Source organism: Natranaeroarchaeum aerophilus (genome assembly GCF_023638055.1).
Taxonomy (GTDB): domain Archaea; phylum Halobacteriota; class Halobacteria; order Halobacteriales; family Natronoarchaeaceae; genus Natranaeroarchaeum; species Natranaeroarchaeum aerophilum.
Genome location: NZ_JAKRVY010000002.1, coordinates 459946 through 480123 on the forward strand (window position 1 = coordinate 459946; position 20178 = coordinate 480123).

The 20178-nt window shown below is 62.4% G+C and carries 20 protein-coding genes and 1 pseudogene; 13 read left to right on the forward strand and 8 right to left on the reverse strand.

Annotated features, from left to right (window positions below; all coding sequences use genetic code 11):
• Nucleotides 1-26 precede the first annotated feature (26 nt).
• From urtB to AArcSt11_RS06830, 6 genes are all read left to right on the forward strand, one after another.
• Complete coding sequence (urtB, locus tag AArcSt11_RS06805; RefSeq protein ID WP_254714745.1) at nt 27-971, forward strand: urea ABC transporter, permease protein UrtB; 945 nt, start codon at nt 27-29, stop codon at nt 969-971.
• Nucleotides 968-2098 carry an ABC transporter permease subunit gene (locus AArcSt11_RS06810; protein ID WP_250595703.1) on the forward strand — a complete coding sequence of 377 codons (1131 nt, stop codon included), beginning with the start codon at nt 968-970 and terminating at the stop codon, nt 2096-2098. Before urtB ends, AArcSt11_RS06810 begins: the two co-directional genes overlap by 4 nt.
• A 99-nt stretch (nt 2099-2197) precedes the next feature.
• Nucleotides 2198-2944, forward strand: a complete 747-nt coding sequence (locus AArcSt11_RS06815; RefSeq protein WP_254714775.1) for an ABC transporter ATP-binding protein — start codon at nt 2198-2200, stop codon at nt 2942-2944.
• Nucleotides 2941-3639: an ABC transporter ATP-binding protein gene (locus tag AArcSt11_RS06820; RefSeq protein WP_250595707.1), complete on the forward strand. Its 699-nt coding sequence runs from the start codon at nt 2941-2943 to the stop codon at nt 3637-3639. The genes AArcSt11_RS06815 and AArcSt11_RS06820 overlap by 4 nt, the downstream gene beginning before the upstream one ends.
• A gap of 52 nt (nt 3640-3691) precedes the next feature.
• Nucleotides 3692-4111, forward strand: coding sequence for a universal stress protein (locus AArcSt11_RS06825; protein ID WP_250595709.1), 420 nt, complete (start codon nt 3692-3694; stop codon nt 4109-4111).
• Nucleotides 4112-4160: 49 nt separating this feature from the next.
• Nucleotides 4161-4418 (forward strand): glutaredoxin family protein, encoded by a 258-nt coding sequence (locus AArcSt11_RS06830; RefSeq protein WP_250595711.1) that lies wholly within the window; start codon nt 4161-4163, stop codon nt 4416-4418.
• Between the two features lie 26 nt (nt 4419-4444).
• On the opposite strand, the gene AArcSt11_RS06835 is transcribed toward AArcSt11_RS06830, so the two are convergent.
• Genes AArcSt11_RS06835 through proC form a run of 3 tightly spaced genes read right to left on the reverse strand, consistent with a single transcriptional unit; the run spans nt 4445 to nt 7386 of the window.
• Nucleotides 4445-5773 carry a glutamate-5-semialdehyde dehydrogenase gene (locus tag AArcSt11_RS06835; protein ID WP_250595713.1) on the reverse strand — a complete coding sequence of 443 codons (1329 nt, stop codon included), beginning with the start codon at nt 5771-5773 and terminating at the stop codon, nt 4445-4447.
• A complete protein-coding gene (gene proB, locus AArcSt11_RS06840) occupies nt 5766-6614 on the reverse strand; it encodes a glutamate 5-kinase (RefSeq protein WP_250595714.1) in 849 nt (282 codons plus the stop codon). Before proB ends, AArcSt11_RS06835 begins: the two co-directional genes overlap by 8 nt.
• A complete protein-coding gene (gene proC, locus AArcSt11_RS06845) occupies nt 6607-7386 on the reverse strand; it encodes a pyrroline-5-carboxylate reductase (RefSeq protein WP_250595716.1) in 780 nt (259 codons plus the stop codon). Before proC ends, proB begins: the two co-directional genes overlap by 8 nt.
• Before the next feature lie 171 nt (nt 7387-7557).
• Here proC and purL point away from each other — a divergent pair, with 171 nt between their 5' ends.
• The gene (gene purL, locus AArcSt11_RS06850; RefSeq protein WP_250595719.1) at nt 7558-9732 is read left to right on the forward strand and encodes a phosphoribosylformylglycinamidine synthase subunit PurL; all 2175 of its coding nucleotides are present in this window, start codon (nt 7558-7560) and stop codon (nt 9730-9732) included.
• 108 nt (nt 9733-9840) lie between these two features.
• Nucleotides 9841-10413: a HalX domain-containing protein gene (locus AArcSt11_RS06855; protein ID WP_250595721.1), complete on the forward strand. Its 573-nt coding sequence runs from the start codon at nt 9841-9843 to the stop codon at nt 10411-10413.
• A gap of 18 nt (nt 10414-10431) precedes the next feature.
• On the opposite strand, the gene AArcSt11_RS06860 is transcribed toward AArcSt11_RS06855, so the two are convergent.
• From AArcSt11_RS06860 to AArcSt11_RS06875, 4 genes are all read right to left on the reverse strand, one after another.
• A complete protein-coding gene (locus tag AArcSt11_RS06860) occupies nt 10432-11361 on the reverse strand; it encodes a thiamine-phosphate synthase family protein (RefSeq protein ID WP_250595723.1) in 930 nt (309 codons plus the stop codon).
• 164 nt (nt 11362-11525) lie between these two features.
• The gene (locus AArcSt11_RS06865) at nt 11526-12314 is read right to left on the reverse strand and encodes an SDR family oxidoreductase (protein ID WP_250595725.1); all 789 of its coding nucleotides are present in this window, start codon (nt 12312-12314) and stop codon (nt 11526-11528) included.
• A gap of 59 nt (nt 12315-12373) precedes the next feature.
• On the reverse strand, nt 12374-13510 hold the full coding sequence (locus tag AArcSt11_RS06870) for a pyridoxal phosphate-dependent aminotransferase (RefSeq protein ID WP_250595727.1): 1137 nt from the start codon (nt 13508-13510) through the stop codon (nt 12374-12376).
• Nucleotides 13507-13992 carry an Lrp/AsnC family transcriptional regulator gene (locus AArcSt11_RS06875; protein ID WP_250595729.1) on the reverse strand — a complete coding sequence of 162 codons (486 nt, stop codon included), beginning with the start codon at nt 13990-13992 and terminating at the stop codon, nt 13507-13509. Before AArcSt11_RS06875 ends, AArcSt11_RS06870 begins: the two co-directional genes overlap by 4 nt.
• Before the next feature lie 387 nt (nt 13993-14379).
• Between AArcSt11_RS06875 and AArcSt11_RS06880 the strand changes: the two genes are divergently transcribed.
• From AArcSt11_RS06880 to acs, 4 genes are all read left to right on the forward strand, one after another.
• Nucleotides 14380-14922 (forward strand): tRNA (cytidine(56)-2'-O)-methyltransferase, encoded by a 543-nt coding sequence (locus AArcSt11_RS06880; protein ID WP_250595731.1) that lies wholly within the window; start codon nt 14380-14382, stop codon nt 14920-14922.
• Between the two features lie 31 nt (nt 14923-14953).
• Nucleotides 14954-15169, forward strand: coding sequence for a DUF6199 family natural product biosynthesis protein (locus tag AArcSt11_RS06885; RefSeq protein ID WP_250595733.1), 216 nt, complete (start codon nt 14954-14956; stop codon nt 15167-15169).
• A 59-nt stretch (nt 15170-15228) separates the two neighbouring features.
• Nucleotides 15229-16929 carry an acyl-CoA mutase large subunit family protein gene (locus AArcSt11_RS06890; protein ID WP_250595735.1) on the forward strand — a complete coding sequence of 567 codons (1701 nt, stop codon included), beginning with the start codon at nt 15229-15231 and terminating at the stop codon, nt 16927-16929.
• 66 nt (nt 16930-16995) lie between these two features.
• Nucleotides 16996-18972, forward strand: coding sequence for an acetate--CoA ligase (acs, locus tag AArcSt11_RS06895; RefSeq protein WP_250595737.1), 1977 nt, complete (start codon nt 16996-16998; stop codon nt 18970-18972).
• Nucleotides 18973-18977: 5 nt separating this feature from the next.
• Here acs and AArcSt11_RS06900 read toward each other — a convergent pair whose 3' ends face one another.
• Nucleotides 18978-19265, reverse strand: a complete 288-nt coding sequence (locus AArcSt11_RS06900; RefSeq protein ID WP_250595739.1) for a DUF7520 family protein — start codon at nt 19263-19265, stop codon at nt 18978-18980.
• A 355-nt stretch (nt 19266-19620) separates the two neighbouring features.
• On the opposite strand from AArcSt11_RS06900, the pseudogene AArcSt11_RS17060 reads away from it, so the two are divergent.
• Nucleotides 19621-19767, forward strand: a pseudogene (locus AArcSt11_RS17060) (ribonuclease HI family protein); the annotation flags it as partial.
• Between the last annotated feature and the right edge of the window lie 411 nt (nt 19768-20178).

Below are 20178 nucleotides of genomic sequence, written 5' to 3' on the forward strand. Positions count from 1 at the left end.
CGACTATCCAGTGGAGGTGATCCAGGATGTCCCTGCTAGCTACAGCTGGAGTGTATCGAGGACTTGCGGTCCTGTTCCAGTTTCTCGATAGCTTCGCGTTCCTCGTCCTCGCGACAGTCGGGCTCGCGATCATCTTCGGGATGATGGGCGTGATCAACCTCGCACACGGCGAGTTCATTCTCGTCGGCGTCTACGGGACTGCGCTGGCCTTTCACGGGATGCCGATCCCGTTTGCGGACGCCGCGCTACCGGGACTCCCACTCCCGATCGCAATGGTCGTCGGTGTGCTCATTACAGTCGTCTTCGGTGTTATCATCGAGCGAACGATCATCAGGCACCTGTACGATCGGCTGCTCGACTCGATGGTCGCGACGTGGGGGCTCGGTCTCGTCGTCGCACAGCTGCTGTTGATCAGCTTTGGGTCCAGTCTGGACAGCATCTCGACGCCGATGGGCAACGTCGCGTACGGCCCGTTCACGTCCGGCGTTTACCGGAGCGTGTTCCTGCCCGTCGTGTCGGTGCTGCTGCTCGGTGCGCTGTACCTGCTGTTTACCCGCACCGAGTTCGGCGTGAAGGCGCGGGCGACCATCGAAGATCCGGAGACGGCTCGCGCGATGGGCGTTGATACCGATCGCATGTACGTGATGACGTTCGCCCTCGGCTCCGGACTGGCCGGATTGACCGGCGCATTGTACGCGCCCGCGCTCGGCGCGATTACGCCGGATCGGGGGAGCATCTTCCTCGTCGAGGCGTTCGTCGCCGTGGTCGTGGGCGGTCCCTCGGTGATCGTCGGTACCCTGTCGGCCGCAGGCCTGCTCGGCTTTTTCAACGCGATCGTCACCTCCCAGTACGGGACCTTCGCTGGGCTGATGGCGATGTTGCTCGTCGCGATCGTCCTGCTGCGTCTGCTCCCCGATGGGATCACAGGATACGTCGAAAAGGTCCGACAGCGACGGAGGGCGGAGCAATGAGCGGTGGTCTGGGGGCGATCGACCGCGTTCGCAACCGTCTGGAGGGGCCAAACACCTACGGCAACTCCGGACTGTTCTGGGCCGTCTTCGCGATCGCAGTGCTCGCTCTGGCGGCCTACCCGCTGTCGCCGACGACCAGCCCGTTCGACGTCCTGACGACGACACAGTACTTCGGGCTTGCGTTTCTGGCACTGTCCCTGTCGATCGTGTGGGGATACACTGGTGTCCTGAGCTTCGGACAGGTCGCCTTCTTCGGCGTCGCGGCCTACACGTTTGGCGTCATTGGGATCAACTTCTCGTCGGCGACCGGCGTGACGGCGGCGTTCTTCGGCGCGGTCGTCGTTGGTGCCGCGTTCGCCGCACTGCTGGGGTACTTCATGTTCTACGGCGGTGTCCGTGACGTCTACGTCACGATTATCACCCTCGTCGTCGCGATGGTGTTGAACACGTTCATGGCCCAGACCGCCGGCAGCGAGTGGACGATCGGTGAGGCAGCGCTGGGTGGGTTCAACGGAATGACCAATATTCCGGACCTCGCGTTCGGCGTCGGCGACACCGCATTCGTCTTCGACGGGGTCGGATTGTACTACGCCCTGCTAGTGCTGCTCGTCGCGACGTACCTCGCCCTGCGTGTGCTGGTCAACAGCCAGTTCGGCATGACGATGGTGGCCGTGCGGGAAGACGAGGACCGAACTGCGACGTTCGGGTACAACGTTCCCTTCGTCAAGCTTGTCAGCTTCACCATCGGCGGTGCGCTCGCCGCCGCAGGTGGCGTGTTCTACGCCTCCTGGGGCAACTTCATCGATCCGACGGTGTTTGGCATCCTCTTTGCCGCACTCCCGGTCGTATGGGTCAGTGTCGGCGGCCGTGAGTCACTGATCGGTGCCGTGGGTGCGACGCTCGTTATCGAACGGATGCGGACGGGGCTGACTGACGGCGTCGGCCCGCTGGGGCCCGAATGGGCGTTCGTCATCGTCGGTGGCCTCCTCATGACCGTCATCCTCGTCATGCCAGGCGGTATCGTGCCGTTGATCGACAGAGTGGTCGCTGACCGACTTGGCGGCCGTCTGCCCGGACTGGCCGGAAGCGAGACGTCGGAGTCGTCACCGAAAGAGGACACAGCATGATGAACGAACCATCCGTGAACGCAGCACGTATCGTCTCGGCTAACTGTCGCCGATCAGTGGAGGTGAGTACCCGTGAGTAACGCCAGCGATCCGACCATCATGTCGACGCCGGCAGTTGACAGGACCGGGCCCGACACTGATATACTACTGGCAACCGAGGGGCTGACGAAACACTTCGGCGGACTGACTGCCGTCGACAGCGTAGACCTCTCGGTCAAGGAGGGCGAGCTTCGCTGTCTCATCGGGCCCAACGGGGCCGGCAAGAGCACCTTGCTGGACCTGATCACTGGCCAGCTCGAATCGAGCGAGGGCAGCATCTACTTTGACGGCATGGATCTCACCGATCTCGATACACACGAGCGCATCGATGCGGGACTGAGCGTGAAGTTCCAGTCACCGCACGTCTACGAGGATCTGAGCGTCACGGAGAACCTCCAGATCCCGCTTCAGCGCACCGACCGGGACGTGAACGAGACGATCAATCGAACGCTCGATCGCATCGGTCTCTCGGCGAGACGGGATGTACAGGCTGCCGAACTGTCCCACGGGCAACAACAGCGTCTCGAAATCGGTATGGCAACTACCCTCGATCCCGAACTGCTGTTGCTCGACGAACCGGTCGCGGGTATGTCCGTCGAGGAGACAAACGAGGTTGCAGAACTGATCCAGTCGCTCAACGACGACGGGATGGCGCTTGTGGTCATCGAACACGACATGGAGTTCGTCGACGAGATTTCCCAGCAGGTGACCGTACTCAACCAGGGCGAGATCTTCCGGCAAGGGACGATCGAGGAGATCCAGGACGATCCCGACGTCCGCCGCATCTACCTGGGTGAGGAAGCATGACACTGGACGTATCTGGCCTGACTGCAGGCTACGACGGAACGCCGATCCTCCGCGATGTCGACTGTACGGTCGACGAAGCGGAGATCGTCGGCATCATGGGAACCAACGGCGTCGGGAAGTCGACACTGCTGAAAACGATCATGGGGCTGCTCGAAGCCGAAAGCGGCACCGTCGAGTTCCGGGGCGAGGACGTCACCAGTCGCTCTGCGGACGAGCGTGCCCGCGCCGGGATCGGCTACGTCCCCCAGGGGCGTGACGTGTTCCCTGGCCTTACCGTCGAACAGAACCTCCTGATGGGCGAAGGTATCGGCGGCGACGAGGCGACGCTGTACGATCGGGTCTACGAGTACTTCCCGATCCTCGAAGAGCGTGCCGATCAGGACGCCGGGACCATGAGCGGCGGCCAACAGCAGATGCTGGCGATCGGTCGCGCGCTGGTCGGGGATCCCGACCTCCTGCTCGTCGACGAACCGTCAGAAGGTGTCCAGCCCTCGATCGTGCAGTCGATCACCGAGGATCTCGGACGGATCAACGAGGAGCTGGGAACGACGATCCTCTTTGTCGAACAGAACCTCTCGGTCGTCCAGAACCTTGCCGAGCGGTGTTATGCGATGGACAAAGGGCAGATTGTAGACGAACTCGACGAGTCCGAACTCGACGATCGCGATCACCTCGCCGAACATCTCGCAGTCTGAGTCGGCTGGAACCACCAGTACACTTTTTGCCGTCTCACGTCGGAGTACCAGTATGGCATCTCGCGTCCTCGTCGCGGTCGACGGTTCCGAACAGTCCACGGCGGCACTCGAACACGCAATCGTCGAACATCCGGAGGCCGATCTGATCGCCATCCACGTCATCGATATCCTGGCAGGGATGTACGGTGAACACTACGTCGACTACCAGGAGATCAGGACTGGTCAGGAACAGCGAGCGGAGGGCGTTCTGAACACCGCCGAAGAGATCGCGGGAGAACACGACCGCGACCTCACGACCGAGACGATCGTCGGCAAACCGGCGACAGCTATCGTCGATGCTGCCGAGGAGCAGGATGTCGATCAGATCGTCATCGGCAGCCGCGGACGGTCGGGCGTCTCCCGCGTGTTACTCGGCAGCGTCGCCGAGACTGTCGTGCGACGGTCGCCCGTTCCGGTGACGGTCGTTCGATAGGGAGCACACAAACCACAACCTATTGTTTCACGCAGCGAGTACGCCGGGTATGGCTGATCCCGTCCCGATCACCGTCTACACCCGCGAGGACTGTCATCTCTGTGACGAGGCCGTCGATACGCTCGAACGGATCGCCGATTCGGAGGGTGTCGAGATAGCGATCGACCTCGTCGACGTCGACGAGGATTCGGAACTCCACGAGGAGTACAGCGACCGTGTCCCCTACGTGCTCGTCGACGGGACGCCGAAGTTCAAGTACCGGGTCGATCCCGCAAAAGCGCGGATGGAGCTGAAACGATACAGTTGAGAGAACGAGGTTCCGGTGTCTGTAACCTACCGCGAGCGGCGTCCGGGCGACCACTCGCCGTCGAACTCCTCGTGAGTGAAGGGCGTGGCGTCCTCCCCGGCGTACGTCGCGACGAGATGGCCGTCACCCTCGAGGTGGTACTTGTAGGTCGTCAGCCCTTCGAGGCCGACGGGACCGCGGGCGTGAATCTTGCCCGTGCTGATGCCGACCTCCGCGCCGAGGCCGTACCGGAAGCCGTCGGCAAAGCGCGTCGACGCGTTGTGGAAGACACTCGCGGCGTCGAGGCTCCGCATGAACCGGCCGGCGCGGTCGGCGTTTTCGGTGACGATCGACTCGGTGTGTTTCGAGCCATGCGCCGTGATGTGCTCGATGGCGTCGGCGAGGCTGTCGACGACTTTGATCGAGAGTTCGAGGTCGCCGTACTCCGTGTCCCAGTCGTCGTCGGTAGCGGCGTCGACGTCGACGACGTCCCGGGTGCGCTCGTCGCCACGGAGCTCGACGTTGGCGTCCTCGTACCGGGCGACCATGTCCGGCAGGAACTCTGCGGCGACTGCTTCGTGGACCAGCAGCGTCTCGACGGCGTTACAGACTGCGGGATACTGCACCTTGGCGTCGAAGGCAATCTCCTCGGCCATCCCCAGATCGGCCTCGGAATCGACGAAGACGTGGCAGATCCCCTCAGTGTGACCCAGCACGGGGATCTGCGTGTTGTCCTGAATGTAGCTGACGAACTCCGAACTCCCGCGTGGCATCAGCAGGTCGATCTCGTCGTCCATCGCCAGCATGGTGTCTACCTCCTCGTGGGCCTCGATCTGCTGAGCCCAGCCGGTCGGGGCGTCCTCGGTCGCCTCGACGATCGTCTCGTAGAGGACGCGATTGGAGTGACTTGCCTCGCTGCCGCCTTTCAGGATGACGGCGTTGCCCGACTTCAGGCTCAGGGCGGCGATCTGGACCAGCGCGTCGGGCCGGGACTCAAAGACCGTTCCGATGACGCCGATCGGCACCGCGACACGGTAGAGTTCGAGATCCTCGTCGAGCTCGCGCGCCGAGAGCGTCTTGCCGAGGGGATCTTCCTGCTCGGCGACGCTGCGGACCATATCAGCGATATCCCCGAGCTTCGACTCGGAGAGTTTCAGCCGATCGACCAGCGCCTGCGTGTACTCGCCCGCTTCGAGCATCTCCTCGCCCGCCCGGACGTCTTTCTCGTTGGCTTCGAGGATGGCCTCGCTGTTTTCCTCGATAGCGTCCGCGATCGAGCGTAGCGCGTCGTTTCGCTGCTCCTCGGAGACGTTCGCCAGTTCGAGCGCGGCGGACTGTGCCTCGTGTACTTTTTCCGTGGCTTCCGTGTTACTCATCGTCGACACCGTTGATGGGCGTAAATATCGTGCCAACGCTCTTGGTTGCAGCGATCTGTTCGAGCACGTCAGGTTCGGTCGATTCGGCGATCACGGCGGGGATGCCATGCTCGCTGACCCGCCGTGCACCTTCGACTTTCGTCATGATGCCGCCGAAGCCTTCCGAGGAGGAGTCCTCGACGAGCTGGTGGACGTAGTCGTAGTTCTCGCCGACTGCCTCGATTCGCTCGACCTCGTCGTCGTGCTTGGGGTTGCCGGTGTAGACGCCGGGAACGTCCGTGAGCGTCACCAGCAACTCGGCATCGACCGCAATGGCGATCGAGGACGAGAGCATGTCGTTGTCGCCGATCCGGATCTCTTCCGTGGCGACCGCGTCGTTCTCGTTGACGATGGGGACGACGCCCCACTCCAGCAGCGTCTCGACGGTGTTCCGGAAGTTAGTGTACCGCTCGGGGTTGTCCAGATCCTTCTGTGTCAGGAGCAACTGGGCGGTCTTCAGCCCGTAGCGCTCGAAGCTCTCCGTGTAGCGTCGCATCAGGTGGCTCTGGCCGATCGTCGATAGCGCCTGTGACTCCTCGACGGTATCGCCCGAGTAATCGATCCGACCGATCCCCGCCCCGACCGCACCCGAGGAGACCAGCAAGACGTCCTTGCCCCGCTCGCGGAGTCCAGCAATGTCGTCGACGAGTTTGTCGAGTTTCCCGTCGTCGAGATTCGACTCTTCGTCGGTCAGCGAGTTCGTTCCCGCCTTCACGACGACCCGGCTTGCTTCGGCTGCGAGCTCTCTCGTCCGGTCGACCGATTCGCTGTCGACCGAGTCGCTGTCGGCGCTGTTACGCATCCTCGGTCGCCTCCTCTGCGAGCTCTCCGGAGCGTTCTTCGGCCGCGGCGACAGCCGCCCCGAGTTCCTCGTGGACGTCGCTGTCCCAGAGCAGTTCCATTCCCTCGATCGTCGTTCCGTTCGGCGAGCAGACCGCGTCAATCATGTCGTCGAGCGAGTCCTCGGAGCGCAGTGCGGTTTCGGCCGCGCCCTTGAACGTCTGTGCGGCGAGCGTCTCGGCCTGTTCGGGGTCGAGTCCCCCCTCGATCCCGGCCTGTTTCATCCCCTGTATAAGATAGTAGACGAACGCGGGGCCGCTGCCGTTGACTGCAGTGGCGATATCCATCCTCGACTCGTCGATTTCGGCGAACTCGCCGACAGCCGCGAGGATTTCCCGGACTTCGTCGGTGACGGTATCCCTGGTGACCGCGGCCGCCATATTCCCGGTCGCTGCAGCGAGGTTTGGCATCACGCGAACGACGGTGGCGGGCGTTCGTCCCGCGACGAAATCCGTCGACACACCCGCAGCGAATGTCACGAGCGTGTGGTCCGGAGAGAGTTCGAGTTCGTCGAGAATCGCCCCCACGACGTCCGGCTTGACCGCGATAATCACGACGTCCGATTCGGCCGCCGCGTCGATGTCCTCGGTCGTCCAGTCGCTGTACGCCTCGACCGCAGCCAGCGCGTCGGAATCGACGTCGATGGCCGTCACGCGGTGGGCGTCGGAGTCGGCGAGCCCCCTGATGAGGGCACTCCCCATGTTTCCGCAGCCGATAATACTCACGTCAGTCATGGTACCTCCTCGTATCGGCCTGGTGGATTTACCAACTTTGATTCGAGCCGACGCGTGGACTGCGACGCGCCGATTCACCGGCGGGTCCATGCATCCCGGTCGGTCCCACAGGCACTTCACGTTCGTGTACATGGAAAGCCATTTATCCGCTCTGAGTCAACACGGGGATGAATGAGTCTCTCCGATTCGGACAGGGAGGTCGTCGTCGACGAGCTGGGACGGGAACCGAGCCCGGCCGAGGCGGCGCTGTTCGAGAACCTCTGGAGCGAACACTGCGCGTATCGTTCGTCACGACCGCTGCTCGGTGCGTTCGAAAGCGAGGGTGAGCAGGTCGTCATCGGGCCTGGCGATGACGCCGCCGTCGTTGCGCTGCCCGACCCATCGGGCGAGGGCAACAGCGATACCTACATCACGATGGGAATCGAGAGCCACAACCACCCCTCCTATGTCGATCCGTTCGACGGCGCGGCGACCGGGGTTGGTGGGATCGTCCGGGACACCCTCTCGATGGGCGCGTACCCGATCGCACTACTGGACTCGCTGTACTTCGGCGACTTCGAGCGCGAGCACTCCCGGTACCTCCTGGAGGGTGTCGTCGAGGGAATCAGCCACTACGGTAACTGTATCGGCGTCCCGACGGTCGGTGGGAGCGTCGACTTCCACGAGCGCTACGAGGGCAATCCCCTCGTCAACGTGGCCTGTGTCGGCCTGACGAACGAGGACCGGATGATTACAGCAATCGCCCAGAAGCCGGGGAACAAACTCGTGCTCGTGGGGAATGCGACGGGCCGGGATGGACTCGGTGGCGCATCCTTCGCCAGCGAGGATCTGAGCGAGGATGCAGAAACCGAGGACCGGCCCGCGGTACAGGTCGGCGACCCCTACAGCGAGAAGCTGTTGATCGAGGCCAACGAGCAGCTGATCGAGGAGGGGCTGATCGAGTCCGCACGGGACCTCGGCGCGGCGGGTCTCGGCGGAGCGTCGAGCGAACTCGTCGCCAAGGGCGGACTCGGTGCAGACATCGACCTCGCGAAGGTTCACCAGCGCGAACCGAACATGAACGCTCTGGAGATCCTGCTCGCAGAGTCACAGGAACGGATGTGCTACGAGGTCTCCCCCGAGAACGTCGACCGCGTCGCCGAGGTGGCCGACCGGTTCGATCTCGGCTGTTCGGTGATCGGCGAGGTCACCGATACGGGCCGGTACGTCTGTCGATTCGACGGCGAGGTTGCAGTCGATGCACCCGCCGAGTTCCTCGGCGAGGGAGCGCCGATGAACGATCTCGATCACGTCGAGCCCGAGCAGCCAGAGACCGACCTGCCAGATGTCTCACTCGAGGAGGCGTTCGAGACCATTATCGGTGCCCCATCGACCGCCAGCAAGCGCTGGGTCTACCGGCAGTACGACCACGAGGTCGGCGTCCGTACGAGCGTCCCGCCGGGCGATGACGCCGCGGTGCTGGCTATTCGCGAGACCGAGGGCAAAGACGGTACGGGAACCGGCCTTGCGCTCTCCTCGGGTGCCACGCCAAACTGGACCGAGGCCGCACCGTACGATGGGGCACGCGCCGTTGCACTGGAGAACGCAACCAATATCGCCGCGAAAGGGGCGACGCCGCTCGCCGCGGTCGACTGTCTGAACGGCGGCAATCCCGAGAAGCCGGACGTCTACGGTGGGTTCAAGGGAATCGTCGACGGACTCGCGGATATGTGCGCCGATATTTCGGTGCCCGTGGTCGGCGGGAACGTCTCGCTGTACAACGATTCACCCACGGGACCGATCCCGCCGACGCCGACGCTCGCGATGGCTGGAACGAAAGCAGGCTACGACGCACCAGGGCTCGCGGCGGCTGCCGACACCGAGCTCCTGCTCGTCGGCGACCGCGGACTCGATGACGGCGAGGCGCAACTCGGCGGATCCGAGTATCTCGCCCGATTTGATGGCTCCGACGCGTTCCCGGAGCTGCCCGAGAACCCTGCCGCAGTCATCGAAGCGCTATCCGAGATCGCTCAACTGGGTTCGACCGTTGCGGTCCACGATGTCAGCCACGGTGGCCTCGCCGTCTCGCTCGCCGAAATGATCGACGAGGATATCGGGCTCGACATCTCTCTGCCCGGCGACACCCCTGCGGCCGAACTGTTCCACGAACAGCCGGGCCGGGCGCTCGTCGCGACGACCGATCCGGACGCCGTCGAGGATGCGCTCGACGGTGTCGCCCCAGTCGAACGGATCGGAACCGGAACTGATGACGGAACACTGCGGATCGACATCGGCGACGAAACGATTCGTGTAGATGCCACGACCGTTGCCGAACGCCGCGACGTGATCGAGCACGAACTCGATTGAGCAAGTCCTCTCTTTTGGTTTTCTGCGTATACTCTGCCTCATCACCGTTATATTGAAGTCTCCCCCCGAAGATAGTTAGATCAATGATCTATACGGGGGTTGTAAATAATGGGTCACGGGGATGATCCAACGGTTCTGATCGCGGAAGACGAACCCGACCTCGCGGACCTGTATACGGAGTGGCTTGCGGAGGACTGTCGAGTACGAACCGCCTACAACGGCAGTCAGGCGCTGGACGCCATCGACGAGAGCGTCGATGTCGTCCTGCTGGACCGTCGAATGCCCGGACTTTCGGGAGACAAAGTGCTGGATACGATCCGGGAACGGGGGCTGGGCTGTCGTGTCGCAATGGTGACTGCAGTCGAACCCGACTTCGATATCATCGAGATGGGCTTTGACGATTATCTCGTCAAACCCGCATCGAAAGACGAACTTCGATCGCTGGTCGATCAACTGCTGTTACGGAGCGAGTACGACGGCATGCTACAGGAGTTTTACGCGCTCGCCTCGAAGAAGGCGATCCTCGACAAGCAAAAGCCCGAGTACGAACTCCGGGCCAGCGAGGAGTACCGTCGCCTGAAGGATCGACTGGCCGTACTCCGGGCAGATATCGACGATACGATGGCGGAACTGTCCGACCGAGACGCCTACGCCCAGACGTCCCAGGATATCGCCCGCTGAGTAGCGTCCTCTGATCGACTACTCCTCACTGGCCACGTCTTCGACGAGGTCGACTGCGAGCTCCGCGGCATCGACCGCCGTCTCGCCGAAAACGTACGTCACCGGTTCGATGCCGAACTCGCCACGGTGATAGATCACTTCTGGGACTGATTCTCGGTCTGCAAGACGCTCTCGAAGGCGATCGTCCCGTCCCTCGTACCCCGCATCGAACGCCAGCGGATCGATCCCCCGTTCGCGAGCGGCATCGAGTAACGCGTCGCTCGTTGCGAGGTTGAGCGCCGCCCCGATATCGTCATCTTCCGAGCTCACGAGGAGAATCGTCCGGGCAACGTGTTCGGACGCACCAAACTCGGGATTTGCCGCGCGTTCGGCCGTCCCACGGATACGATAGATCCGACCCGGGATCGCTGCTACGTCGGTTGGTCCGTCGGCGTCGGGAAGTGCCATCCCGATGTTCGTGCCGACGTTCGGGATGTAATCGACAACAGCATCGGTGCCAGTCAGCAGCCGTGCCGCCCGACGGACCGACTGCAGTACGTCCCGTTCGGCGAGCATCTGTGACTCCGTCCCACGGACACAGAGATCACAGCCTAGCCCCTCTAGCTCCGGCATCAACTCCTCGTGGACGGCACAGATCGGCCCCCTGTCTTCGAACTCCCTGATCAGTGTCAGCAGTTCTGCCAGTGCGTCGACCTCGTCCATCTCACCGGATTCGAAGCCATCGGCGATCCGCCTGATCGTGGCCACCATCCGTTCGTCCTCGCTAAATCGCGGTTCGACGTCGACGTTATCGTTGATCAGGTTGCTGATTGCCGCCTGTGTGACTCCGAGACGGTCGGCGATCTCCTGTTGTGTGAACCCCCGCTCGTCGAGTTCGCTCGCAAGCATGACGCGGGCCGTCGGCATGAACCGCTCGACGACGATTTCGCTCGGGAGCACCAGCGACATACCGGCGGATACCGGTGGAGTCTACATAAGTCCCGCGACAGTGGCAGCCATCGGTTTATATGTGATCGAGAGGCGAGCATCGACATGCACTGACGCTTGCCGGTGTGGTGCAGCAGTTGCGCGACGTGCCGCCACACGGGCTGACCAGCACGTCGCCTGTTCGCCTAGAGGTTCGACGCCCCCGAACCGCCGTCGATCGGTACTGCGACGCCGTTGATGTAACTCGACCGGGGAGAGCTGAGGAACGCAACTGCGTCACCGAGCTCCTGCGGGTCGCCGATACGCTCCATCGGGTTGCCGTCGCTCCAGTCCGCCAGCCCCTCCGCGTAGCTGTCGTACTCGCCTCGGTCCATGGACTGCTCGATCAGCTCCTCGACGCGGGCGGTCTCGTGTGCACCGGGCAGGACGGCGTTGGCACGCACGTCCGGTGCAAGCTCCTTGGAGAGCGTCTTCTCCAGCCCGATGACGCTCATTCGCACCGAGTTCGAGAGCACGAGCTGGTCGATGGCTTCCTTGACGCTGCGGGACGTGATGTTCACGATGGTCCCCTCGCCATCTCGGAGATACGGCTCGCTCTCGCGGACGAGGCGGACGACGCTCATCACCAGCAGGTCGAAGGCCTCGTACCAGTCCTCGTCGGTCGTCTCCAGAAACGGGCCGCTCGGCGGCCCACCGGCACTGGTCACGAGGTGATCGAGGCCCCCGAACTCCTCGACGGTCCGCTCGACCAGTCGCTCGATATCGTCTTTCTCGGTGAGATCGGCCTGCACGGCGACGACGTCTCCCGCCGCCGTTTCACGGATCTCGTCGGCCGCCGTTTCGAGTCGGCCCTCGTCACGTCCGTTGACAACGACGTTCGCACCGTTCTTGGCCAGCGCTTCGGCCGACGCCTTCCCGAGGCCGCTGCTCGATGCCGTTACCAGCGCGGCGTTGCCGTCGATCTCAAGGTCCATAGTGGGACTGGGCACGAGCGGAGCGTTAAAAGCTTCGCGTCGATATCGTCGTCCCTGGCTCAGTCGATATACGCCTCGATCCGCGCCATTGCCGTTTTCAGGTCGTCGAGACCCGTTGCATAGGAGACACGCAGGTGTCCTTTGCCGTCCTCACCGAAGACGTTCCCCGGGACGGCGGCGACCTGCTGTTCTTCGAGCAGTCCCTCAGCAAACGCTTCGGCGTCGCCACTGGGGACTTCGGGGAAGACGTAGAACGCACCCTCGGCCTCGAAACAGTCGATCCCCATCTCCTCGAACCGGGAGAGGACGAAGTTCCGGCGTCGATTGTACTGTGCGACCATCTCCTCGACTTCATCGTCACAGCTCTCCAGTGCTTCCAGTGCGGCGTGCTGGGCAGTCGTCGGGGCGGACAGCATCCCATACTGGTGAATCCGATTCATCGCCCCGATCGCTTCCGGTGGCCCCATCGCGTAGCCGAGGCGAAGGCCAGTCATCGCGTAGGCCTTCGAGAAGCCGTTGAACACGATGGTACGCTCGCGCATTCCCGGGAGTGTCGCGATCGAGGTGTGCTCACGGCCGTAGGTAAGCTCCGCGTAGATCTCATCGCTCAGCACGGTCAGATCGTGCTCTCGTGCGAACTCGGCGATCGGTTCCAGATCCGACCTGGTCATGATCGCCCCGGTCGGGTTGTTGGGGTAACAGAAGAGGATCGCGTCGGCGTGCTGTGCACCGGCCCGCTGAAGCTCTTCGACAGTGAGTTTGAACTCGTGGTTGCTGGTCTTGACAGGGAGGGGATCGCCGCCAGCAAACGTGATTCCCGGGGCGTACGAAACGTAGGATGGATCGGGGACGGCAACGGTATCGCCCGGATCGACGAGCGCGCGGAGCGCCACGTCGACGCCCTCGCTGACACCCGTGGTGACGATGATCTCCTCGTCGGGATCGTACGACAGGTCGTAGCGCTCGTCGACATGTTCGCCGATCGCTTCCCGAAGCTCTCGTTTCCCACGATTGGCCGTGTAGGAGGTCTCCCCGCGTTCGAGCGACGCGATGGCGGCCTCGCGGGCCGCCCACGGTGCGGAGAAGTCCGGCTCGCCCACTCCGAGGGAGATGACGTCGTCCATCTCTTCGGCGAGCTCGAAAAAGCGCCGGATACCGGACGGTGGTACCTGCTGGACGCGCTCGCTGATCTTCATGGAGAGATCGACAGTCGGTCGTCGTCGTCATCCTCGCTCATCCGGATCCCGCGGTCCTTGTAGGTATCCATCACGTAGTGGGTCACCGTCTGGGTGATCTCGGGGACCGGAGCGACTTTGTCGCTGATGAACTTCGAGACCTGCTGCATCGACTCGCCCTCGACGACCATCTCGAAGTCGTAGTCGCCGCTGACTAGCCGCAGCGTCTTCACTTCGGGGAAACGCGCCAGTCGCTCGGAGATGTCGCTGTAGCTGGTCTCCCGGTCGAGTGTGACGTTCAATTCTACGGACGCGCGAACACGCTCTTCATCGACCTCGTTCCAGTCGACGACTGCCTGATAACCTCTGATGACTCCCTCGGCTTCGAGCGATTCGATGGTTGCAACGACCGTTTCTTCGTCGAGGCCGGTCATCCTCGCCAGATCCTCGGTGGAGTACCGTGCATTCTCCAGGAGAAGCTCCAGCAGTTCGCGCTTGCTCATACCGTAACGACGCCGTGGCTGGCACAAAAGGGTTTCTCCGCGTGCCGTCGATATCGCCGGACGAGAGCTACCAACCGCTGGTCTGACACGATTCACAGACCGCGACGCTGGCGCTGATCACCGAGTCGTCCGACGATCCGATCCTGACAGGGGTTACCGGTACGTAGTTCCGACAGTACGCACAGCGTTCGATGGCATCACTCTTCGATCCCATACCGATTAGTCGTTGGTTATCACCGGGTTAGTTAAAATTCGTGTATAGTTTCTAATACAATATTGCTCCGAACAACGTCGGACAGTACCCGACAGAAGACCTGTTCGATCGAATAGAACTCGCTGTCGAACGGAAGCGAAACGCCCTAACAGCCCTCGCGCCACTGCTGTGGTATGCAAGATGATTCCGAGGTCGCTGTCCTCAGACTCGGCCATCGCCCCGGTCGGGACAACCGGATGACGACACACGTCGGCCTGACCGCCCGCGCGCTCGGGGCCGACCGCGTGATCCTCGACGGTGCGTCCGGACCAGCCGAGACCATCGAGGACATCACCGAACGCTTCGGTGGCCCCTTCGAGGTCGAGGTGACGGGGAGTCCAAAGGGCGTACTCCGGAACTGGGAGGGCGTCGTCGTCCACCTGACGATGTATGGCGAGCGCGTCCAGGACGTCGAAGCGGAGATCAGGGAGCGCCACGCGTCGGGCGAGCCGGTCCTGGTCGTCGTCGGCGCCGAGAAGGTTTCGTTCGACGTCTACGAGGCGGCCGACTGGAACGTCGGCGTGACGAACCAGCCACACTCGGAGGTTGCCGGACTCGCCGTCTTCCTCGACCGGCTGTTCGAGGGGCGCGAACTCGACCGCGAATGGGAAGACGCCGACCAGCACGTCGTACCGATGCCAACTGGCAAAAAGGTCGTCCCGACCGAGGAAGAGTAGCACTTTTGCAGGCGGGCGAGACAGAGTCGATATGTCACTCGCACTCGCCATCGTCGGACTCGTACTGATGGTGATGGGGATCTCCGGATTTTATTCGCCCGAGGGGATGGTAAAAGCGCAGGAACGATATCCGATCGGGCCGACCGACGCCATCGACTCGGAGATGCGATATCACGTCACCAGATTCGCAGCATTGGTCGTCACCGGGATCGGTGCGGTGCTGGTCATCCTTGCGTATCTCCGGTAGAGGACGCCCCTGTCGTGAGCACCCGAATCATTAATCATTTTCGCTGATAATAGCTAGCTATGTACGACGAGGAGGATCTGGCGTCGATCCGCGAGTCCCGTGAGGAGTGGGAGCGAGAGCGTCTCGATCCGGTGCTGGATCGGTACGGTGAGCGCCAGGAGCGCTTTGCGACCGTTTCGAACCACGAGGTCGACCGGCTGTATACGCCCGAGGACGTCGCTGACCTCGACTACGAGGCCCATCTCGGCTTCCCCGGGGAGGAGCCGTTTACTCGTGGGGTCTATCCGACGATGTACCGGGGACGTACGTGGACGATGCGCCAGTTCGCGGGCTTTGGTACCGCCGAGGAGACCAACGAGCGGTTTCACTACCTGATCGACGAAGGCCAGACGGGCCTCTCGACCGCCTTCGACATGCCGACGCTGATGGGGAAGGATTCGGACGACGACCTCACCGACGGCGAAGTCGGCAAGGAGGGCGTCGCCGTCGACACATTGCGGGACATGGAGATCCTGTTCGACGGGATCGACCTTGCGGAGGTATCGACGAGTTTCACGATCAACCCCTCCGCACCGGTGATTTACGCGATGTACGTCGCGCTCGCGGACCAGCGTGGCGTGCCTCGCGAGAAGCTCCGGGGAACGCTCCAGAACGATATGCTCAAGGAATTTATCGCACAGAAAGAATGGGTGATCCCGCCGGAGCCGTCGCTGGATCTCGTGACTGACGTCCTCGAGTTCGCCGTCAGCGAGACGCCGAAGTTCAAACCCGTCTCGATATCGGGCTATCATATTCGCGAGGCAGGCTCGACCGCCGTTCAGGAACTCGCGTTTACGCTCGCCAACGGCTTTGCCTACGTCGAGGACGGCCTCGACAGGGGGCTGGACGTCGACGAGTTCGGGCCGCAGCTTTCTTTCTTTTTCAATTGCCACAACGCTTTCTTCGAGGAGGTCGCAAAGTTCCGCGCGTCTCGCCGGATCTACGCACGACTGATGGACGAATGGTATGACGCTGAGACCGACGGGGCGAAACAGCTGAAGTTCCACACACAGACCGCCGGGCAGTCACTGACCGCCCAGCAGCCGCTGAACAACGTGGTTCGGGTGACGATTCAGGCGCTGGCTGGGGTGATGGGCGGCACCCAGAGCCTGCACACCAACAGCTACGACGAGGCGCTTGCACTGCCCAGCGAGGATGCCGTGCGGGTTGCCCTGCGGACCCAGCAGATCATCGCAGAGGAGTCCGGCGTGGCAGATATCATCGACCCGCTGGGCGGAAGCTTTGCCGTCGAGGCGCTGACCGACGAGGTCGAGGCGGAGACGATGGCGTATCTCGAAGAGATACGGGAGATGGGCGACGGCTCGATGCGGGCAGGCGTCCTGCACGGGATCGACCAGTGGTATTTCCACCGCGAGATTCAGGATGCCGCCTACGAGTATCAGGAGCGAGTCGAGCGCGAAGCCGAGACGGTTGTCGGCGTCAACGCCTACAAGGTCGACGAGGAGACCGAACCGGAGATCCTTTCGGTCGACGAGGGAGTCCAAGAGCGCCAGCGCAGCAGGCTTGCGGACGTCAGGGACGAGCGAGACGATGCCGCCGTGGCAGACGCGCTCGACGATCTGCAATCCGCCATCGAGTCCGGGGAGAACACGATGCCCGCCATCCTCCGTGCGGTGAAGGTCTATGCCACGATGGGCGAGATCATGACCGTCTTCGAGGAGGAGTACGGATCCTACACCGAACAGATCGCCCCGACCTGATCCGCGACGGGTCGGCGCTCTCGGGGGAATGTTTATTCCGTCGTGGGCTGCATGTCATCATGAAACATGACGGACGAGCCAGACGTCGAACTGGAGGCCCGACTCGAAGAGCAGGAGCGGTTCGAGCCGCCCGAAGCGTTCGTCGAGCAGGCGAACGTCTCCGATCCCGAGATCTACGAGGAGTTCGAGGAGGAGTGGCCCGACTGCTGGGAACGGGCCGCAGATCTGCTTGACTGGGACGAAGACTACGACGACGTGCTCGTTGACGAGGAGGCACCCTTCTACGAGTGGTTTGTCGGCGGCGAACTGAACGCGGCGTACAACTGCGTCGACCGCCACGTCGAGTCGGGTCGGAAGAACCATGCGGCGATCAAGTGGGAGGGCGAAGGCGGCGAGACACGCACCTACACCTATCAGGATCTCTACCGCGAGGTAAACGAGTTCGCGGCCGCCCTCCGAGACCTCGGCGTCGAGGAGGACGACGTCGTCACGCTATACATGCCGATGATCCCCGAGCTACCGATCGCGATGCTTGCCTGCGCGCGTATCGGCGCTCCACACTCCGTCGTCTTCGCAGGCTTTTCGGCGGACGCACTCGCAACGCGGATGAACTCGGCAGATTCGGAGTATCTGGTCACGTGTGACGGCTACTACCGCCGGGGTGACGCACTGAATCACAAACAGAAAGCCGACAAGGGGCTCCGAAGCGTCGACGCAGATGTCGAGACCGTGGTCGTCGACCGGCTCGGCGACGAGTTGACCCATTTCCTGGGAGAGCGAGCCCACGACTACGACGAACTGGTCGGCGAGCAGTCGGGTGAACGCGTCGAGCCGGTTTCCCGCGACGCCGAGGACATGCTCTTTCTCATGTATACCTCGGGGACGACCGGGAAGCCAAAGGGGGTCAAACACACGACCGGCGGCTACCTCTCCTATGCGGCGTGGACGTCCCACTCTGTCCTCGATATCAAGCCCGAGGACAGCTACTGGTGTGCGGCCGACATCGGCTGGATTACCGGCCACTCCTACATCGTCTACGGCCCGCTCGCGCTCGGAACGACGACCGTGATGTACGAGGGGACGCCCGATCACCCCGAGAAAGACCGGCTCTGGAAGCTGGTCGAGAAGTACGCCGTCGACATCTTCTACACCGCGCCCACGGCGATCCGCTCGTTCATGAAATGGGGCACGGAGTATCCTGCCAGCAAAGACCTCTCAAGTCTCCGATTGCTCGGGACGGTCGGTGAGCCGATCAACCCGCGGGCGTGGAAGTGGTACTACAAACATATCGGCGACGAGTCCTGTCCGGTCGTCGACACCTGGTGGCAAACCGAAACGGGTGGGATGATGATCACCACGCTGCCGGGGATCGGGACGATGAAGCCCGGCTCTGCCGGTCCGGCGCTTCCTGGCATCGACGCCGAGATCGTCGATACGGCCGGCGAAGCGGTCAGTCCGGGTGACGCGGGCTACCTGACGATCAACAACCCCTGGCCGGGCATGCTCCGGACGCTTTACGATAACGACGAACGGTTCATCAACGAGTACTGGCGTGAGTACTCCGATTCCGACGCCGACGAGTGGGTCTACTTCCCGGAGGACGGCGCGACGATCGACGAGGACGAGTACATTACCGTTCTGGGCCGCGTCGACGACGTGATCAACGTCTCCGGGCATCGTCTCGGTACTATGGAGATCGAAAGCGCCATCGTCGGCGTCCCCGGCGTCGCGGAAGCCGCGGTGGTCGGTGGCTCCCACGAGGTCAAAGGCGAGGCCGTCTACGCCTACGTCATCACCGAGGACGGTACCGAGGGCGACGAGCAACTGTACGATCGGATCATCGAGAACGTAGAGCAGGCGATCGGTCCGTTCGCCCGCCCCGAGGAGATCATCTTCACGCCCGAACTCCCCAAAACCCGCTCGGGCAAGATCATGCGCCGCCTGCTCGAAGACATCGCCAACGGCGATGAACTGGGCAACACGTCGACGCTCAGAAACCCCGAAATCGTAGAGGTGATTCAGGCACAGGTCAGCGCGGACTAGCGCTGCTAGTCGTCTTTTCCGAGACCGTAATACCGGATTGCCAGCAGCGGGATGCCGAGTAGCGTACCGACCGTGACTGCCCCGTAGAGCCCCAGTCCGAGGGCGGTCGGCGGCATCTCGATGAATCCATACAGCGCAACCGTATCCAGATCATCGGCGAGGATGACCGAGAGCACGACACCCATGAACGCGGCGATCCCGACGAGAATGGCATACAGTATCAACACCGCCTGCTGGCCGGTGAGATCCGCGGAGGCGTCAGCACCCTCGAACGTCGTTTCGTTGTCCGTCACAGTCGCTGGTTGGAGTGGTAAACGATTAGGCTTTTCCACTTCCCCTGCTTATTGAGGGGTATGACACAAAAAGAACTGCTCGGGCTGATCTTGACTACGGTTGCCCTGATGATGTTCTCGACCGGTTTCGTTATCGCGCTGAGCTGAGCCGTTCGCCGGCACACTGCGCCGGATTGACGGTCGTACTGTACTCTTTGGCGCTGTTCTCCAGTAGTTGGCAATACGGTTTCTGTATTCAGTTCCGAAATCGAAACAGGTAGAGATCAGCTATTTTCTCTGGAAAGAACACACAACAGCGTTCGAATGTGTGCAATCGGTCGCCACGACAGCCTCCAGACCACGTCCAGTATCGTATCTCGCGGATGTCGGCTACGAGATGGCGGCTGCCACCAACGTCATCGACGACGCCGTCCCTGGCTACGGCGGTCGCTTCGATCCAGAGACTACCTCAGCCGAGTTACGCCCCGTACTCGAAGACCTACTCGCGGCTGGACTCACTCAGCTTCGCTCCGCTCCTTGCTTCGAATCCGCTGGACATGTTCGCCGCTCGCGGGTTTGCTCGCAGCAGAAGTAGTCCCGGGCGGATATCGAACCACGAGGACTCGAATCCTCTCGTCCTCTGATCTCGAATCCTTGAGGATACCTGCTGCTCACGACGTTGTTCGCAGCAGAAGTAGTCCCGGGCGGATATCGAACCCCAGTCACTCCGCTTTGCTCCGCTCCTTGCTTCGAATCCGCTGGACATATTCGCCGCTCGCGGGTTTGCTCGCGGCAGAAGTAGTCCCGGGCGGATTCCCTCTAAAAAGGTATTAATCCTTTCAACCCGTGCGTCTATCTATCATGGGAAATCTAAATGACCGGCTCTGGTGAATCACTAGACAGCACCGGAACGAACCGTCAGAACTAGGAAGTT

Excerpts from the sequence above, each read along its gene's own strand:
- urtB (WP_254714745.1), top strand. The coding sequence starts at position 27 with ATGTCCCTGCTAGCTACAGCTGGAGTGTATCGAGGACTTGCGGTCCTG.
- AArcSt11_RS06810 (WP_250595703.1), top strand. The coding sequence starts at position 968 with ATGAGCGGTGGTCTGGGGGCGATCGACCGCGTTCGCAACCGTCTGGAG.
- AArcSt11_RS06815 (WP_254714775.1), top strand. The coding sequence starts at position 2,198 with ATGTCGACGCCGGCAGTTGACAGGACCGGGCCCGACACTGATATACTA.
- AArcSt11_RS06820 (WP_250595707.1), top strand. The coding sequence starts at position 2,941 with ATGACACTGGACGTATCTGGCCTGACTGCAGGCTACGACGGAACGCCG.
- AArcSt11_RS06825 (WP_250595709.1), top strand. The coding sequence starts at position 3,692 with ATGGCATCTCGCGTCCTCGTCGCGGTCGACGGTTCCGAACAGTCCACG.
- AArcSt11_RS06830 (WP_250595711.1), top strand. The coding sequence starts at position 4,161 with ATGGCTGATCCCGTCCCGATCACCGTCTACACCCGCGAGGACTGTCAT.
- AArcSt11_RS06835 (WP_250595713.1), bottom strand. The coding sequence starts at position 5,773 with ATGAGTAACACGGAAGCCACGGAAAAAGTACACGAGGCACAGTCCGCC.
- proB (WP_250595714.1), bottom strand. The coding sequence starts at position 6,614 with ATGCGTAACAGCGCCGACAGCGACTCGGTCGACAGCGAATCGGTCGAC.
- proC (WP_250595716.1), bottom strand. The coding sequence starts at position 7,386 with ATGACTGACGTGAGTATTATCGGCTGCGGAAACATGGGGAGTGCCCTC.
- purL (WP_250595719.1), top strand. The coding sequence starts at position 7,558 with ATGAGTCTCTCCGATTCGGACAGGGAGGTCGTCGTCGACGAGCTGGGA.
- AArcSt11_RS06855 (WP_250595721.1), top strand. The coding sequence starts at position 9,841 with ATGGGTCACGGGGATGATCCAACGGTTCTGATCGCGGAAGACGAACCC.
- AArcSt11_RS06860 (WP_250595723.1), bottom strand. The coding sequence starts at position 11,361 with ATGTCGCTGGTGCTCCCGAGCGAAATCGTCGTCGAGCGGTTCATGCCG.
- AArcSt11_RS06865 (WP_250595725.1), bottom strand. The coding sequence starts at position 12,314 with ATGGACCTTGAGATCGACGGCAACGCCGCGCTGGTAACGGCATCGAGC.
- AArcSt11_RS06870 (WP_250595727.1), bottom strand. The coding sequence starts at position 13,510 with ATGAAGATCAGCGAGCGCGTCCAGCAGGTACCACCGTCCGGTATCCGG.
- AArcSt11_RS06875 (WP_250595729.1), bottom strand. The coding sequence starts at position 13,992 with ATGAGCAAGCGCGAACTGCTGGAGCTTCTCCTGGAGAATGCACGGTAC.
- AArcSt11_RS06880 (WP_250595731.1), top strand. The coding sequence starts at position 14,380 with ATGCAAGATGATTCCGAGGTCGCTGTCCTCAGACTCGGCCATCGCCCC.
- AArcSt11_RS06885 (WP_250595733.1), top strand. The coding sequence starts at position 14,954 with ATGTCACTCGCACTCGCCATCGTCGGACTCGTACTGATGGTGATGGGG.
- AArcSt11_RS06890 (WP_250595735.1), top strand. The coding sequence starts at position 15,229 with ATGTACGACGAGGAGGATCTGGCGTCGATCCGCGAGTCCCGTGAGGAG.
- acs (WP_250595737.1), top strand. The coding sequence starts at position 16,996 with ATGACGGACGAGCCAGACGTCGAACTGGAGGCCCGACTCGAAGAGCAG.